The organism is Moorena sp. SIOASIH, assembly GCF_010671925.1.
Classification (GTDB): domain Bacteria; phylum Cyanobacteriota; class Cyanobacteriia; order Cyanobacteriales; family Coleofasciculaceae; genus Moorena.
This window is the reverse complement of sequence record NZ_JAAHIH010000002.1, coordinates 1,608,705-1,623,977: the sequence shown is the minus strand read 5'-3', so window position 1 is coordinate 1,623,977 and position 15,273 is coordinate 1,608,705. Positions and strand designations below refer to the sequence as shown.

Annotated in this window: 12 protein-coding genes; 4 read left to right on the top strand and 8 right to left on the bottom strand. The window is 45.8% G+C overall.

Features of this window, described 5'->3' with window-relative positions; genetic code table 11:
- The first annotated feature begins 1 nt into the window (after position 1).
- Together glgB and F6J90_RS14790 are read left to right on the top strand one after the other, a co-directional pair.
- The gene (glgB, locus tag F6J90_RS14795) at positions 2-2,290 is read left to right on the top strand and encodes a 1,4-alpha-glucan branching enzyme (protein WP_293094603.1); all 2,289 of its coding nucleotides are present in this window, start codon (positions 2-4) and stop codon (positions 2,288-2,290) included.
- Between the two features lie 18 nt (positions 2,291-2,308).
- Positions 2,309-2,449 (top strand): hypothetical protein, encoded by a 141-nt coding sequence (locus F6J90_RS14790; protein ID WP_293094600.1) that lies wholly within the window; start codon positions 2,309-2,311, stop codon positions 2,447-2,449.
- Positions 2,450-2,455: 6 nt separating this feature from the next.
- Here the strand turns inward: F6J90_RS14790 and F6J90_RS14785 are convergent, their stop codons facing one another.
- The 4 genes from F6J90_RS14785 to hpsB form a co-directional block, all read right to left on the bottom strand.
- Positions 2,456-3,079, bottom strand: a complete 624-nt coding sequence (locus tag F6J90_RS14785; RefSeq protein ID WP_293094598.1) for a type II secretion system protein — start codon at positions 3,077-3,079, stop codon at positions 2,456-2,458.
- A 53-nt stretch (positions 3,080-3,132) separates the two neighbouring features.
- Complete coding sequence (locus tag F6J90_RS14780) at positions 3,133-3,777, bottom strand: type II secretion system protein (protein WP_293094596.1); 645 nt, start codon at positions 3,775-3,777, stop codon at positions 3,133-3,135.
- 95 nt (positions 3,778-3,872) lie between these two features.
- Positions 3,873-4,919, bottom strand: coding sequence for a hormogonium polysaccharide secretion pseudopilin HpsC (gene hpsC / locus F6J90_RS14775; RefSeq protein WP_293094594.1), 1,047 nt, complete (start codon positions 4,917-4,919; stop codon positions 3,873-3,875).
- A gap of 67 nt (positions 4,920-4,986) precedes the next feature.
- Positions 4,987-5,664 (bottom strand): hormogonium polysaccharide secretion pseudopilin HpsB, encoded by a 678-nt coding sequence (gene hpsB / locus F6J90_RS14770; protein ID WP_293094591.1) that lies wholly within the window; start codon positions 5,662-5,664, stop codon positions 4,987-4,989.
- Positions 5,665-6,155: 491 nt separating this feature from the next.
- Here hpsB and F6J90_RS14765 point away from each other — a divergent pair, with 491 nt between their 5' ends.
- On the top strand, positions 6,156-6,329 hold the full coding sequence (locus F6J90_RS14765; RefSeq protein WP_293094588.1) for a hypothetical protein: 174 nt from the start codon (positions 6,156-6,158) through the stop codon (positions 6,327-6,329).
- On the opposite strand, the gene hpsA is transcribed toward F6J90_RS14765, so the two are convergent.
- A complete protein-coding gene (gene hpsA / locus F6J90_RS14760) occupies positions 6,314-11,392 on the bottom strand; it encodes a hormogonium polysaccharide biosynthesis protein HpsA (RefSeq protein ID WP_293094586.1) in 5,079 nt (1,692 codons plus the stop codon). The genes F6J90_RS14765 and hpsA overlap by 16 nt on opposite strands.
- Before the next feature lie 630 nt (positions 11,393-12,022).
- A complete protein-coding gene (gene rpmB, locus F6J90_RS14755; RefSeq protein ID WP_293094584.1) occupies positions 12,023-12,259 on the bottom strand; it encodes a 50S ribosomal protein L28 in 237 nt (78 codons plus the stop codon).
- A 107-nt stretch (positions 12,260-12,366) separates the two neighbouring features.
- On the opposite strand from rpmB, the gene F6J90_RS14750 reads away from it, so the two are divergent.
- The gene (locus tag F6J90_RS14750; RefSeq protein ID WP_293094582.1) at positions 12,367-12,504 is read left to right on the top strand and encodes a hypothetical protein; all 138 of its coding nucleotides are present in this window, start codon (positions 12,367-12,369) and stop codon (positions 12,502-12,504) included.
- Between the two features lie 127 nt (positions 12,505-12,631).
- On the opposite strand, the gene htpG is transcribed toward F6J90_RS14750, so the two are convergent.
- Both htpG and F6J90_RS14740 read right to left on the bottom strand, forming a co-directional pair.
- Positions 12,632-14,632 carry a molecular chaperone HtpG gene (gene htpG, locus F6J90_RS14745; RefSeq protein ID WP_293094580.1) on the bottom strand — a complete coding sequence of 667 codons (2,001 nt, stop codon included), beginning with the start codon at positions 14,630-14,632 and terminating at the stop codon, positions 12,632-12,634.
- A gap of 333 nt (positions 14,633-14,965) precedes the next feature.
- Positions 14,966-15,247 carry a hypothetical protein gene (locus F6J90_RS14740; protein WP_293094577.1) on the bottom strand — a complete coding sequence of 94 codons (282 nt, stop codon included), beginning with the start codon at positions 15,245-15,247 and terminating at the stop codon, positions 14,966-14,968.
- Positions 15,248-15,273 lie beyond the last annotated feature (26 nt).

The window sequence follows — 15,273 nt, the reverse complement described above, 5'->3', positions numbered from 1 at the left end:
AATGTCTTCAAGAATTACTCCCGAACAAATTGACCAGATAGTAGGAAACCAACATCATGACCCCTTTGAAGTGCTTGGTTCTCATAAATGTGAGCAGGATGGTAACGTTAGTTGGGTAGTGCGGGCTTATCTACCAAATTCAGAGGCAGCATGGGTAATTCTGCCAACGGAAAGGAAGTCTTACCTCATGCAATCGGTACACCATCCTCACTTCTTTGAGGTGGAGATTGAGACACCTCGGCTGGCTAATTACCAACTGCGGATTAAAAAAGGCGGACGCGAATGGGTTAGCTATGACCCCTATGGTTTCCGTTCTGCCAAACTAACCGAGTTTGATTTGCACCTATTTGCGGAAGGGAATCATCACCGCATCTACGAGAAACTGGGGGCTCATCCTACAGAAATTGATGGGATTGAGGGAGTCTATTTTGCGGTTTGGGCACCTAATGCTCGTAATGTTTCAGTCATCGGCGATTTTAATCATTGGGATGGGCGTCAACATCAGATGCGCAAAGGGGCTACTGGTATCTGGGAACTATTTATTCCTGAACTGGGAGTGGGAGAACCCTACAAGTACGAGATTAAAAATTCCGAAGGTCATATCTACGAAAAATCTGACCCCTATGGTTTCCAACAAGAGGTCAGACCGAAAACTGCTTCTATTGTTACCGACTTGGATGACTATCAGTGGCATGATCACGACTGGATGGAGCATCGGCGTCACACTGACTCCTTGAGGCAACCGATTTCTGTCTATGAGCTACATCTGGGCTCTTGGCTTCATGGTTCTTCAGCTGAACTTCCTCAGGGAGCAAATGGTGAAATCCTAACGGTCGTAACCGTTTCAGACCTCAAACCAGGAGCCCGTTTCCTGACTTACCGAGAACTAGCCCAAAAATTAATTCCTTATATCAAGGAATTGGGCTTCACCCATATCGAAATCTTGCCCCTGGCCGAGCATCCCTTTGATGGCTCTTGGGGCTATCAGGTTACTGGTTACTATGCCTGTACCTCGCGCTATGGTAACCCACAAGACTTGATGTATTTTATCGACCAGTGCCACCAAAATGGGATTGGGGTAATTTTGGATTGGGTACCCGGTCATTTTCCCAAAGATGGTCATGGTTTGGCTTTCTTTGATGGTACTCATCTCTATGAATACGCCGATCCCCGTAAAGGTGAACATCAGGAGTGGGGAACCTTAGTCTTCAACTATGGCCGTAACGAAGTGCGGAATTTTCTGGTAGCTAACGCTTTGTTCTGGTTTGATAAGTACCACATTGATGGGATGCGGGTGGATGCCGTAGCATCTATGCTCTATCTGGACTATTTACGTGGGGATGGAGAATGGATACCAAACCAGTATGGGGGTCGGGAAAATCTTGAAGCGGTGGATTTCCTCAGGCAAACTCATCAGGTGATTTTTGGTTATTATCCCGGTGTTCTCTCGATTGCGGAAGAGTCAACGGATTGGCCGATGGTGTCTTGGCCAAATTATTTAGGAGGTTTGGGATTTAATCTGAAGTGGAATATGGGCTGGATGCATGATACGGTAGATTACTTTAGTATGGATCCCTGGTTTCGCAAGTTCCACCAGAATAATGTTACCTTCAGCATGTGGTACAACCATGCTGAGAATTATATGCTTGCCCTATCTCACGATGAGGTGGTTCATGGCAAGAGTAATATGCTTGGGAAAATTCCTGGGGATGAGTGGCTCAAGTTTGCTAATCTCCGCTGTCTGTATGCTTATATGTTTGCTCACCCAGGTAAGAAAACTCTATTTATGAGTATGGAGTTCGGTCAGTGGAGTGAGTGGAATGTCTGGGGAGATTTGGAGTGGGATTTGTTGCAATATCAACCCCATAAAAATTTAAAGCAGTTGATTAGTGACCTGAATTATTTGTATCGTAGCGAACCGGCGCTTTATACTCAGGATTTTGACCAGGACGGGTTTGAATGGATTGATTGTAGTGACAATCGCCATAGTGTGGTCTCATTCATTCGCTATGCTCACGATTCGGAAGAGTTTATTGTAACAGTGTGCAATTTTACCCCTCAGCCCCATAGTCATTATCGAGTAGGAGTGCCAGAGATGGGATTCTACAAGGAATTGCTCAATAGTGATGCTCGCCAGTACGGTGGTAGTAATATGGGTAATCTAGGGGGTAAGTGGACAGATGAATGGTTCTTCCACAATCATCACTATTCCCTAGATTTGTGTTTGCCACCCCTCGGGGTGTTGATTTTAAAGCTAGATGATCAGAAGACTCAGTCAGAGTTACAGTAGTGGAGCACTTTTGGAAGTGTGGGGAGATGGGGAGATGGGGAGATGGGGAGCCATATCAACAACTTCCCAAGACCGCGCTGTATCGCTACTCCCTACTCCCTGCTCCCTGCTCCCTACTCCCTACTCCCTGCTCCCTGTTCCCTGAACGTAGCGCTATGATTCCCCTCAATAACAATACTTCTTACTGTTATTCGGTTTAGGATGATATCTACCCTTGCGCAGGGCTCCGATTAGGGTCGATACGTAAACGCAACGTTGGGTGGTGCTATTGTTCTTGGTGATTAGGGTGATTTGTCCCAGTTGTCCGTTGGTGTTTCCTCTGTCGTTAAACTGGACTCGCCATGGTCCAGTTCTTGAACAGTCTCCCTTTGGTTTGGCTAGGGTAGTCTCGGATTTACCTTTCTTATTTTTGTCTTTGTAGATGGCGATGCTAGGGCTAAGGCTATGCCAATGGACTTGATCTAAAATGCATGTTTTTCCCATAGCTCGGTGAATTGACCACTGGACAATGCCATCTTTTTCTCGAAAGCTAGTTTGCCAGATCTCTTTGTCTCGTTTGGCGTTGCTTTGGGCAATCCGCATAGCTCGGTAGATTTGGTCTTGGGCTATGTTGAGCTGTAGATGATTGATAAAAGTAAGCCAGCTGGGGGTTGCGATCGCAGCCAATAGTCCAACTACCAACACTATCAGAATAGTTTCCAGTAGAGTGAATCCAGCGATCGCGCAGCGTGCGCGTAGCGCAATCGCATCAGCTCGGGATTGATCCCCCTGTTGGCTATTGAATTGCATGGAGTATCACCCTGATTTAAGTTTGACCTTTTACTTTTCTAACCCACTCACCACTATGTTGAAGAAGGACAGTCCCCTTTTGTTTTAGTTTGTAGGGCACCCAAGATAGTTTTTACTATTACACATCGCTTGGTTGCTTTAATAGGGTTATCTTTTTCTTTAGAATCGGGAACAGCGACTACGATAGCTAAGCCATCTCCAATGTCTGGATTTTCTAGAACGCCCTGGTTATCAAAGGTAATTGTTTTCTGATCTTCCAAAATCGATAACGTTCCGCCAGATTTGTTGTCATCAATTAGGTTTGTACCAACCCAAACTTGGTCTGGTTTGACCCCTAAATCACCAACTAAACTCTGCCATTGAAAGGTCTCTGGTGTGTTGTCTTCCCCCTTATTATTCTTATCCTGATAAACTGCAGCTTCTGGAACTCCGTCGTTCATCCTAAAACTAACGCTGTAGCTGAGTTTTTTATTTTTAGCTTGTCGCTGGGCTTCTTGGATAACACTTAATACTCTTTCATGTACTTTATTCACTCGTTGTCGATTCACAAAAGCCAGCCAGCTGGGAGCAGCAATGGAGGATAAAATTCCTACCATTAAAATTACTATCAGTAATTCCATAAAGGTGAATCCAGCATCCTTATTTGGTTTATGGTTTAGCCTTTGATAATTTTGGATTTTTCTGTAAAATTTAAACATATAATTAATCAAACTAGATAGATACTATAAGGAAACCCCTTCCTTCAATTTGCATGGTTACAGTAGGAAAATAGCAAGACCGGTCTTCTTTGTATTCATAGTCCTAAGGAACCGCGTCCTTCAATTTGCATGGTTACGGTCGGGAAATAGCTAGACCGGTTTGGTTGGTATTCATAGTCCTCTTTCTTATTCTTGAGCCGAGCTAAAGCATTCCCTCTCAAAAATACTTGGGCTATTCTTTTTTCTGCATCCACACAAGCATAAAAACCACCGTTTAGGTTACTTGGAACCTGCAAAGCTTCTTCTTTCTTTTGGATTTCATCTTGTGAGAGATTAGGGGCTTCTTGGGGAAATACAATTGGACAACCTGGTTCTATTTTATTGTTTGGGTCATCTTCATCAATTACGTCAATGTAATCTACCAATATTTGAGCTTGAGTCTCGTAATTACCAGCTCCTTTTGTCCACTGATTCAACTTTTCCTTGAGGCTGCTTCCGCTTGTATCACTGAGCTTAAAGGATTGAAAGCCTGGGCTAGCAGGTATACCAACTGCATTGGGTTGAGTTGAAGTGGCATCGGTGACTTGATCATAAACTTCAAACCGACCGATTCTAGCAATATCTGACCAAGTATCATTTTTATCAGTGATTAAGTAATAGGCAACCAGAGCATAGACAAAGGTATCATTTTCATTGGTAAAGTCGCCAATAGTTTTTCCATCGACTGTGTCTGTTCTATCAAAATACTTCCGCTTCCAGAATACCAGCACAGGTTGACAGTTATCTGTGTTACAACCTGGTGCTGCAGCAATTGGTGGGATTTGGTTTCGGATTCCAGATTCCTCCGGTTTTCCAGCATTGTCTCTTTCCACTCCAGAGTTATCGTAGATATAGACTGCTTGCTCCAAGTCTCTGGCTATGTAGTCCATAGCCGCTTGGATTTCTTGTTCTGAAGTAGCCTTGGCTTGCTCTTTACGGTCTGTATCGACGATAGTAATCATAAACCTCAATAGTGGCGCTATGATCAGTACCGCAACAATCATGGCCACCAAAAGTTCAATTAAGGTAAAGCCGCCATGGTTGAGCTTAGCCTTATTGGTTTTAAGTTGATGGGCGAGGAAGGTTCTAAGTAATCTAATCATGGTTGGGGTTTTTGCTTGTGATTTATGTCAGTAATTTCTGATAGTAATTACCGTATTAGTTACTGTATTAGTTACAACCTAGGCGATCGCAAAAACGGCTATAACTCGGTGTGCCTGTGGTAATTTCTGTAGTCATTTCCACTAGGGGGGCTTTGCGATCGCTTAATCCAGGTCCCCTAGCTTTCGCCTTATCCCCCTTCTCTCCAATCTTCAACTCACCTTGATCCTTAAAAGCATCAGCTCGGTAAACCCGCACCCCCAGAAAGTAGCTTTTATCAGTATTATTAGCTGGGTCTCCTGATGCAGTGATACTCCGAAATGCCTGGATGATTAAGTCTCTTGAACTGTCACTGCTACAGACACCGTCATCAAGATCTACGCAGTAAATACTTTTATTGGACTTATTATCGCAATAGTCATTTTTATCACAAGTCAAATTTGATGGTTTAGGAGCCTCAGTCTTAGCAAATTCACTTCTGTTTTTTCCACCATCAAGTTCCATTTCTAATGTGTGTTCGGGATGATCGATGGCTCCACTCCGCACACCATCAATGTAGGCTCTAGCCGCTTGCACTGCTAGTTCTACTCGTCGCGACTGGACTCGATTGGCCACTCCTAAGACAATCATGGGTGAGATGCCAAGCATCAGAATTGTAATAATCATCATTGCCATCAAGGATTCCATGATTGTGAAACCGGCATCTGATGATTGACAAAGGGGTTGTTGCTTCTGGGGATTGATCATGGTTTAACTATTAATTATTAAGGGAGTCGGGAGTAGATTTAGAAAGGCAATAGGCATGCTAGCAATAGGCAAGAGTTCGTAGGGTGTGTTAGGGGCGGACTTGCCTTTATTTTTTGCTCCCTAGCCAGTCTTGGTATCGTCCGCCCCGTAACGCACCACTTGGTTAAACAGCTTTTAGGAGATGCACCCTGTGAGATCCCCCCTAACCCCCCTTAACAAGGGGGGAACCGGAGCCAGATTTAGATGTAGGGTGGGCAGTGCTGGAGTTATATTCATTAGCTTGTCCTAGACTTGGGTTGGCACTGCCCACCAACCAGGGAGTAGCACTGCTGGGTTCATTGGGAGTGTTAGATCCCCCCTAACCCCCCTTAACAAGGGGGGAACCGGAACCAGATCTAGATGTAGGGTGGGCAGTGCATCAGAGCAATTCATTTGTTGGCAAATAAGGATGCTAGGCACTGCCCACCACCCTGAGATTAATCACTTCAACCTTGGCCTTTGGCCACGCTACGCGAACAACCTTCAACCTTCAGGCAATTAACCTCCAACCTTGGCCTTTGGCCACGCTACGCGAACAACCTTCAACCTTCAACCAATTAACCTTCAACCAATTAACCTTCAACCAATTAACCTTCAACCAATTAACCTTTTATTTCCGGCAATAGCGCTGGTTAACCGCTAGATTTCCTTGATCGTCTTCAGCACACAGTAAAGTTTCCACCCATGGGTCATCTCGGGCAACTTCCCGGAAAAACTCATCAGGGTCTCCCGCTGAGGGAGTGGTAAACAGGCCAGAGAATAGGTCAGGTAACTGAGTCAGAAGAGCAACATCGAAACCATATCGACGTTCGGGTGCCATGTAATAGGGCAGTCGGCCAGCGGCAGTGGCATAGGGCATGAAAGCTGCACTGGGTCGATCATCATCATCTATCTGGTATCCAAATCGACTGGGGACTAGCTGATTAGGGGCGTTCTGGGAGCCATGCCAGAATGGGGCTGTATCATAGGCGGAACGCTTGAACTGGATTAGGGAGCCACTGATCCGAGCCGGAATACTATTTTTAGCCCCACAAGTTTGCACCGTTTTCTGCCAGTTTTCTAGGTAACGGACAAAGTTAGCTACACCACCATTATTTTCGGTTTGGTTTGGGGGACTATCCCCGGAAGCAATCACTACATTGAAGGTTTCTCCGTCTTCATTGGCTCGCTGTGTCCAGCCCTCTTGGATTTCCACACATTCCTGTTGTGTGCTCGGGAGTGCGTTAGTGTTGTTTCCTGGTTCACCGCTCAGGGAGTGAACTTGTAGAACTGGTACCAACATCGGTTGCTCTGTTGTTCCTACGTTTGGAGCTGTTTGCTGTAATGGCTTTTGGTAAAACAGTGGTCTGTCCGTACGGAAGCTTAGAGCAGAATTGGGAGGGTTAGGGTCATTGAGATTTCTAGTTGTTCTGTACCACAGAGCATGTGGTGCTAATCGAGGTCCATTCCACGGATTAGTGTATGGGTAAGGTCGGACAATCCCATTATCATTTGTTCCATTAGGTCCGTCGATTCCGAGAGGAGTCGGACGATTATTGCTATCTAGCTCCAAGTTATTGTCAGGATCCCTTAGGAAAGCAATGCGACGGGGATAGCGTTGATCTTCAAGATTTCTGGCAGGTCTTGCGGTTGTGCCGGAGAAAAGTTGATCGATATTAGTTTGCAGAACGTCACTAGCCCTTTGCGGTGGATTAGCATCTTGTGCACTAACCACCCAGTCATTAGGGTTACAAGCTGAAACCGGCACTTTCCGACAGATTTCCATCACATACTCTGGAAATAGCACCCGTCGCTGAATCGGAGTCACAAAATTACTTAGGTAGGAACTGTTTATTCTTCTAGGATTCGGATCAGCCGGATTGGGTACGATGCTAGGTTGAGGGTTGCCATTGTCATCTGGAGTATCAATATTATTAATGCCATCCCCCCACGGATCCCACCAGTTGGCACTAGTGACAAAATTGTTGTCAAAGATGCCATTAATAAGTTTTAGTCTTGCCGCAACAGTTATTTCAAACTCCGTAGGGTTAGTGTCGGTTTTATTACCATTACTATTCAGGTCAACGTTAATGTCTTCTTCATTAATGACTTCTCCATTCACTTTAAATTCATCGAATAAAAATCCATCTTCGTTGAAATCATAACCCTGGACAATTTGAGACTCTAGAACCTGAGGCTCACCTAGGACACCATTGGCATTCAGATCAATACCAGGAGGCTCATTTACACGGTTTGTTAAGTTATCCCCATTTGGATCTATCAAATTACTACCCATTGGTATTCCCCTCAGGTCATAGTCCCCATCGGAGCGGTAACCAAACTCAAAATTATTAGACAGCAGAGTAACGCTATCCGCAATCACTACTGCTGGTCGCCACAAATCCCCTTGTTTACATTTCGGCAATCTATTATCATTTTGGCGACAAGCAAAGTTTGGATCCAGAGTGTTACGACGGTCGTAAAAATTGTTATCATTCCACTTCTCATCTGTTAGTTGCTCTGTAAACTCTTCCACCAAATTTCCGCCAGGGGTTTGGTGCAAATTAAAGCCCGATGCTATATCAGCATTATTGATAACGTTGTCATCGGCTTTGATATACACTGGCAAATTAGTGGCTAAAATTAACCCTTTCTCTGCTCCTGGGGGATCGGTCAAGTCAAATGAGTTAGGTTTGTTTGGCTCTTGACGGGCTAGGACTGTCCCATTGCGTAACATAATTCCATTGGGACGGCGGGTGGGGTCTAGGGTAAAGTCTACGCTACTGGAGCTGAGATTTTCTTGAAGGCTATCTCCAGTTCTATCACTGAGGTCTGGTAAGGCATCATCACGGGTGGCATAGATAACTCCGCTATCCGGTAGCAGAAATTCTGGGCTGGGACCGTCGTTGGGTAATGCAGCAATTGCTGTTGTTCTGAGCAGATTGAGATCCAAGACGGTAGCCCGAATTTCCAGAGGCTGACGGTCTTCTATCCCTAGGTCATACTCATGGGGAGTGTTAGGAGCCTGATTAATATCCTGGACTTGTCTGGCATTCAAAAAGGACTGTTCATAAACTGCCCCATGGGGGATCGCTGAATCATCTATGTTAGCTGTAGGGTTTTTTAAGATTTCTAAGGCGCAAATTGCGGTATCAATAGCTGAATTATCAGCTAGGGTGCGCTGATCTGACTCTGTATCTAACGCTCTTTTCAAGGCTTCATTGGCAAGACGCCCATTGGGAAATACTAATCTGGCTTGTCGTTCCAATGCTGGGTCACTATCATTTCTACCGGGAAAGGTGTAAACGATGCCATTGTTAGACCTTCCGTTTATAGGATCAAATCGCTCTGGGTCGTCCCAATCCCCACCCCCAGATGAAACTCTATTTTTAGCGGAGTTTTCATCTGTGGGGTCATAGTAGCTACTCACACAGGCAATCGGTAATTGATCAAAGTTTGTTTGTTCTGGGTCAGTGCCTGCTTTTTGGGTGTAGTGATAAACAGCACTTGCCCTCATCAAGAGGTCACTTTTCTGGTTAGCATCAGTAATAGTTGGATCAGGAGGATCATTAGCAGTTAAATCACCACCTACCCCACCATGCATGGGCATGGTATCTGGCCAGACAAGTATGGGGGGTTCGCTTGGATCAAATTGAGCCAGTATATCAGCTAGCTGTATTCTGTTATCGTTACCCTGACTTTGTGGATCCACAAACCTAATATCCCAACCAGGAGGGGGCAAATAAGACTGCAAGTCAAGAGGAACAGTATTATTATTGCGGCGGAAGCTTGCCTCAGGATCCCCAAACTGATCATCATCCACATAAATCCCAGCACCGGTAACTACCCGCAATCCTCCATAACCTTCCAGGGGCTGACGAGGTTGCCTGGCCGCTGCTGCTTCCCAGAAACCATTGCGGTCAGTATCCCCTAAGTCAGACAAGGGAGTGACTTGGGTAGTGCGGTAGCGATTCTCGTCACTGTCCTTCCACGTAACGCCACCCCCAATGTCTTGTTTAGCTCTGGCACCTTGGAATTGCTGTGCCTGATCATCCCACCATAGAGCAGGTAAGCCATGACCGATCAAAACGCGATCGCCAATTTGTAGTTCCTTACCTGCTCCCTCTTGTACCTCTGGTTCCGTTGCTGGAGGATTGAGCTCCCCTCCCTCGATATTGAGCGTTAGTTCATTGTTACTGGTTTGAGTACCTGGTTGATAAGGGAATATCCAATCATCCTGGGGACGAAGCTCGTTACCAGTACCTTTGAGAGTGGCATTTCCGGGGTCTCCACCCTCTTCAACGTCTGCATAGGGAACACGACGGGTGCGGTCTTTGAAGTATATCCTTAGAGCTTTGAGCCGTTGTCTGTCAAGTTCCTCTCCTTCAAAGTCTTTGTACCTTTCCTTTACTTCGTCTGGGTCAGTATCCCTACCTTGAGCAGACTGAGCCTTTACCAGACGATTAATTCGTTCAGTGTAGGCTTTGCTGTTATCCCCAATCTCCTTGGGTTGTCCGTCAACAGATTTATTGTCATTTTGGCCTAAGTTAACATTTGTGTTCGGTGCTCCGTTTCCATTGAACAGATGTATTTTTCCGCCCTTTTGATCATCATTCTGATCAACACGACCAAAGGCCATATTGCCCCCGACAATAATCTTGCTGTTTTCTTCCTTGTAGTAGCAAGATTCCGGGCTACTGACTTGAAAATACTCATTACTTCCACCACGATTACCAGTGAGAAAGTTCCCGTTAGTAAAAATCCGCCCATTAATCTGGATGCCAGCTCCAGGAGTAATTTGTAAATCATCCTCGTAGACAATGGCATTGTTGACCAGGGGAATTCTGGCTCGGTCTTGCTGATACTCTAGAGCTGAGAATCCGGCCTCACCCTTGTAAGTTTCATAGGCTGAATCCCCTATATCTTCCAGAATCGGAACCGTTGCGGTGTAAACAAATATACTTTTCTTTAATTTTGATCCGGACTTAAACCACCCAGAATTATCCACTAAGCTAGCGCTAGTGTCAGCAGCTAGCTGACATCGATCGCTGTTGTTCGACTCCCCCATCGGTGGCGTTCTCGCTTGTACAGAGGTTCTGGATTCTGGGTTTCTTAATGGATTTTGATTTTGATTTTGATTTGGCTGTGGACTTTTGAAGTAAATTCCGTAGAGGGTGTAGCTATCGAATTTGCCATTATTATCCGTATCAACCGGAAACCTCCAGGCAGTGTCTATGGTGCTTACGTTGCCGTCACTGTCTTCGTCTTCGAGGGTCAAACGGGTTTCATCACCAAAGTTGTATTTGGTATTCTTGAAGGCATTTTCCAACGCTTCCTCTGATGGGGTGGAGCGGGGAAGGGTGGGGTCAGCAAACAAAGCTTCTAATTTTGCTTGAGCCCGCTCAATGGCAGGAGCGGCGGCATTGAACACCGCTTGATTGACCCGATAATTACTGGCATTTTTGACCCGGTCAAAGGAGCGCAACACAATGGCAGTTACCAGCAAGGTTACCACCAAGGTCACCATAATCGCGGTAGGCAACACAAACCCGGCGGTTGCCACCCGCGACCGACGGTGTAAAATAAATAAGCTACGCAACAGCCAACGCATCAAGGGTTTGGTGATGGCTTGAGAGAGTTTGACTACTTGTTGGAGTAGTTTTGCGATCGCATTCGCTAACTTCTTCCTGGTTGACTTCCTGGTTGACATAGGGATTTTCCTGTCACATTTGTTGAGTAGATTCCTAAATACGAACTAGTTCAAGCACCCTAGATGATATAGCGCTACGCGCAAGGCAAAAGGCAAAAGGCAAAAGGCAAGAGTTGACTATAACAGCTTTTGAGCTTGTATGAATGTCAAACACCTTAATGCTTAGTCCTATCAAATGGTTTAACGAAGCTAAGGGGTAACAATCAACGGTCAACCCCATAGCGTTACGTCTACCTACGAATAGAGAATATTATTAAATATTTAATTATACTATCGAGATTTCCCAAAAACACAACCGAGATTTGTTAACAGTTTAACTAGCTTAGAAGTTTACTACCTCCTCTAAAGGCAGACTATATCCCCTTTACCAAAAAACCATAGACTTAACCTACCCACATTAAGCCAAAAACCCATCATCCCCAGAGAAAAAACATGGGGAGATGGGTAGTGTGGGTAGTGTGGGTAGTGTGGGGAGTGTGGGGAGTGTGGGGAGTGTGGGAGGTGGGGAGGTGGGGAGATGGGGAGATGATGAATTATCTGGTTAATATATCATATCTGTTTTAAAATGTTCCCTACTCCCTGCTCCCTACTCCCTGCTCCCTACTCCCTGCTCCCTACTCCCTACTCCCTCTAATAATGATTCAGATTAATTCCAGCTTCATTAGCCATGGCTTGCAGGCCCTTCTTATGCAAGGTCTTAATGGCCTTAGTGGAAATCCGCAGCTTAACCCAGCGTTTCCCTTCTTCCCACCAAAGTCTCTTAACCTGTAAGTTAACGTTTTGTAAGCGCTTAGTCCGACGGTGGGAGTGAGAAACGGCATAGCCGTTATTGGCCTTTTTACCAGTCAACTGACATCTACGGGACATGGGGTACCTCTTGATTTAGATCTGTTATTGATCATATCTCGGAGATGGTGCGGGGAGTAGGGAGTAGGGAGTAGGGAGTAGGGAGTGGGGAGTCGGGAGTCGGAAGAGTGTGGGAAGTGTGGGAAGTGTGGGAAGTGTGGGGAGGTGTGGGGAGATGGGGAGATGGGGAGGTGTGGGGAGTGTGGGAAGTGTGGGGAGATGGGGAGATGGGGAGATGGGGAGATAGGGAGATGGGGAAAGATTAATCGTAGGTGGGCAGTGTCTACTAACTCTATGAGCAACTTGGTTAATCTGTCTGAGCCACTGCCCACCCTACATCTTGATCGGAAGTTCCCTACTCCCTACTCCCTACTCCCTACTCCCTACTCCCGATTACTCTTGCGTCAAGCGCGTCATAACCTTATTGGACCGTTCCACAAACGCTTTCATGCCTTCGGCATCAAAGCCTTTCTGGGCCATCAGTGCCAGGTCATAGACATGCTGACAAATCATGGAAGCCAATTCCGCTGAGGGAGACTGACCGCCACTTTGAATAATACTGCCTTGACTGAGGTTGACTAGATTCTGAATCAGTGGGTGGGTGGTATTGACCACTAAAATATGTTCCTCTGGGAACTGCACTGACTCCTGCTGCATCATGGCAGTCATTTCCTGTAGACGGCGCATTGCCTCCGGCAACAATACCATCGCGGGTGGAGTGCCTTGGGGGTCATCAGACTTGAGGGCTTGAGTCCGGACATTGACCTTAGGCTTGTTAATCGCTTGCTCGAACAGTTCCTTAATCAGGTCAGAACGGGTTTTGTTGGTCTTCGGGTCAACAATCTCTTTTTCCTGCTCCTTATCAACCAGGGTATCATCCAAGTCCGAATCCACCCGAGAGAACTTAGCCTCTGTATATTCCCGTTCCAAGAAGCTAATGTAGTGGGTGTCGATAAAGGAGTCCATAAATAGGACTTCTAACCCTTGATTTTTGTGCAGTTCTACATAAGTGGCTTGGCTAGCCTCATCAGTGCAATAGAATACCCGATTTTCGTGATTTTCTTTATTGCGCTCTAGATACTCTTTGATGGTGGTGTAGGGTTGAGAGGAAGAAGACTTGTCCTGTTCAGTGCCCTCATCCGGGGTGACATCCTCCCAAGCATCCCCCTCTTGGGATTGCACCTCTACCTTAGGGCTGTCAGTGCTTGGAGCTTCGGAACTTTCCACCGGTTGATAGGTGGTGCGGAAGATCACAATATCTTCTACTTGTTTCTTAAACTTATCGCTATTGATGCAGCCAAACTTAACGAATGTACCCACATCTTGCCAGGAACGGATGTACTGATCCCGCTCATCCTGGTACTGTTGCTTTAAGCGATCGCCAACTTTCTTAGCAATAAAGTCACCAATCCGAGCCACTGTCCGGTCTTTGGTCAGAGCAGAACGGGAGACATTCAGGGGAATATCAGGACTATCAATCACCCCTCGCAGTGGCATCAGGAAGTTAGGAATTACTTCCTCACAGTTGTCACTGACAAACACTTGATTACAGAAAAGCTTGATTTGCCCCTTAGTCACATCCACGTCTGGCTTCAGTTTAGGGAAATAGAGAATGCCATCAAGCAGGAAAGGATAATCTGTGTTTAGATGTACCCACAGCAAGGGTTCATCTTGGAACGGGTAAAGATAGCGATAGAATTCTAGATAGTCTTCTTTGGTCAGGTCTCTTGAGGATTTCTTCCACAGTGCCTCATGCTTGTTGATCACCTCATCTTCCAGCTTGATGGGCACTGCCATGAAATCACAGTAGGATTTGACTAGCTGACGAATCCGTGAGGGTTCTAGGTACTCCTGTTCCTCCTCTTGCATGGTGAGGGTAACGGTAGTACCCCGTTCCGTCCGCTCAGAATCCGATAGTTCAAAGGCTGGAGAACCATCACAGGACCAATGAACCGCTGAAGCTCCTGACTGATAAGACAGGGTATCAATTTCCACCTTCTGAGCCACCATGAAAGCAGAGTAGAAACCCAATCCGAAGTGACCGATAATCTGTTGGTCAGCTTCCTTTTGGTACTGCTGGATAAATTCTTCAGCGCTAGAAAAAGCAACTTGATTAATATACTTTTTCACCTCATCGGCAGTCATCCCAATTCCGTTATCCGAGATGGATAGAGTTTTCTTATCCTGATCAAGGGTAATTTTAATTTCCGGGTCTCCCACATCCCCGTCAATCTCCCCAGCATAAGAGACCATCTTCAACTTCTGGATGGCATCCACTGAGTTGGAGATCAGCTCCCGCAAGAAGATTTCGTGATCGGTGTAGAGAGACTTCTTGATAATCGGGAAGATATTCTCAGTATGAATCGTGATTGTGCCTTGTTCCAGTACAGTCATTGGTATTGCTACATTAATATGATGAATGTCCCTTTAACGATTCTGAGGGATAACTTTTGATATGACAGATGGGGTTGTCCACCGATAGGGATTCGGATTTCCGTATCTTGAGGAAGACTAGTGAAGTTGTAAGCATATGCGCTACGCGCACGCTACGCGAACAGCGGTCAGCGGTCAGCGGTCAGCTTATTTTATTCAACAGCTGTTCGGTGTAGCGTGACCACAAGCGGCACCTCAAGTAGCGTGGCCTTTGGCCTTTAGCTGTTCGGTGTAGCCTGCGCGTAGCCCATAGGCTGATAGCTGATAGCTGATAGCTTAATCATTAAAAATTCACTAGTCATCAATCTCCATGCTAGCATATTGAGCGAAATCACCTAAATATTTTCCTTTACCTTCTGCTGTTTGCTGGATACCCCGTTTCACCGCTGCCAGGGTTTCGGGATTTTGCCATAACCATTGTTCTTCTTCTGGAATTGGATCGAGTAGGATTTGTCCTGTATCGTTGATCAAGACTCGGTAGACTTTTGCCTTAGCTTCCGGTCCTAATTTTAAACAAAAGTGGTCATCAATTTGGGCAGCATTATCAATGACCTGGAAGTTTTGGTTAAGAATCATTTTTAATAGCCGACTAGCTAGATATA

Excerpts from the sequence above, each read along its gene's own strand:
- F6J90_RS14740 (WP_293094577.1), bottom strand. The coding sequence starts at position 15,247 with ATGATTCTTAACCAAAACTTCCAGGTCATTGATAATGCTGCCCAAATT.
- F6J90_RS14780 (WP_293094596.1), bottom strand. The coding sequence starts at position 3,777 with ATGTTTAAATTTTACAGAAAAATCCAAAATTATCAAAGGCTAAACCAT.
- hpsA (WP_293094586.1), bottom strand. The coding sequence starts at position 11,392 with ATGTCAACCAGGAAGTCAACCAGGAAGAAGTTAGCGAATGCGATCGCA.
- rpmB (WP_293094584.1), bottom strand. The coding sequence starts at position 12,259 with ATGTCCCGTAGATGTCAGTTGACTGGTAAAAAGGCCAATAACGGCTAT.
- htpG (WP_293094580.1), bottom strand. The coding sequence starts at position 14,632 with ATGACTGTACTGGAACAAGGCACAATCACGATTCATACTGAGAATATC.
- hpsC (WP_293094594.1), bottom strand. The coding sequence starts at position 4,919 with ATGATTAGATTACTTAGAACCTTCCTCGCCCATCAACTTAAAACCAAT.
- hpsB (WP_293094591.1), bottom strand. The coding sequence starts at position 5,664 with ATGATCAATCCCCAGAAGCAACAACCCCTTTGTCAATCATCAGATGCC.
- F6J90_RS14785 (WP_293094598.1), bottom strand. The coding sequence starts at position 3,079 with ATGCAATTCAATAGCCAACAGGGGGATCAATCCCGAGCTGATGCGATT.
- glgB (WP_293094603.1), top strand. The coding sequence starts at position 2 with ATGTCTTCAAGAATTACTCCCGAACAAATTGACCAGATAGTAGGAAAC.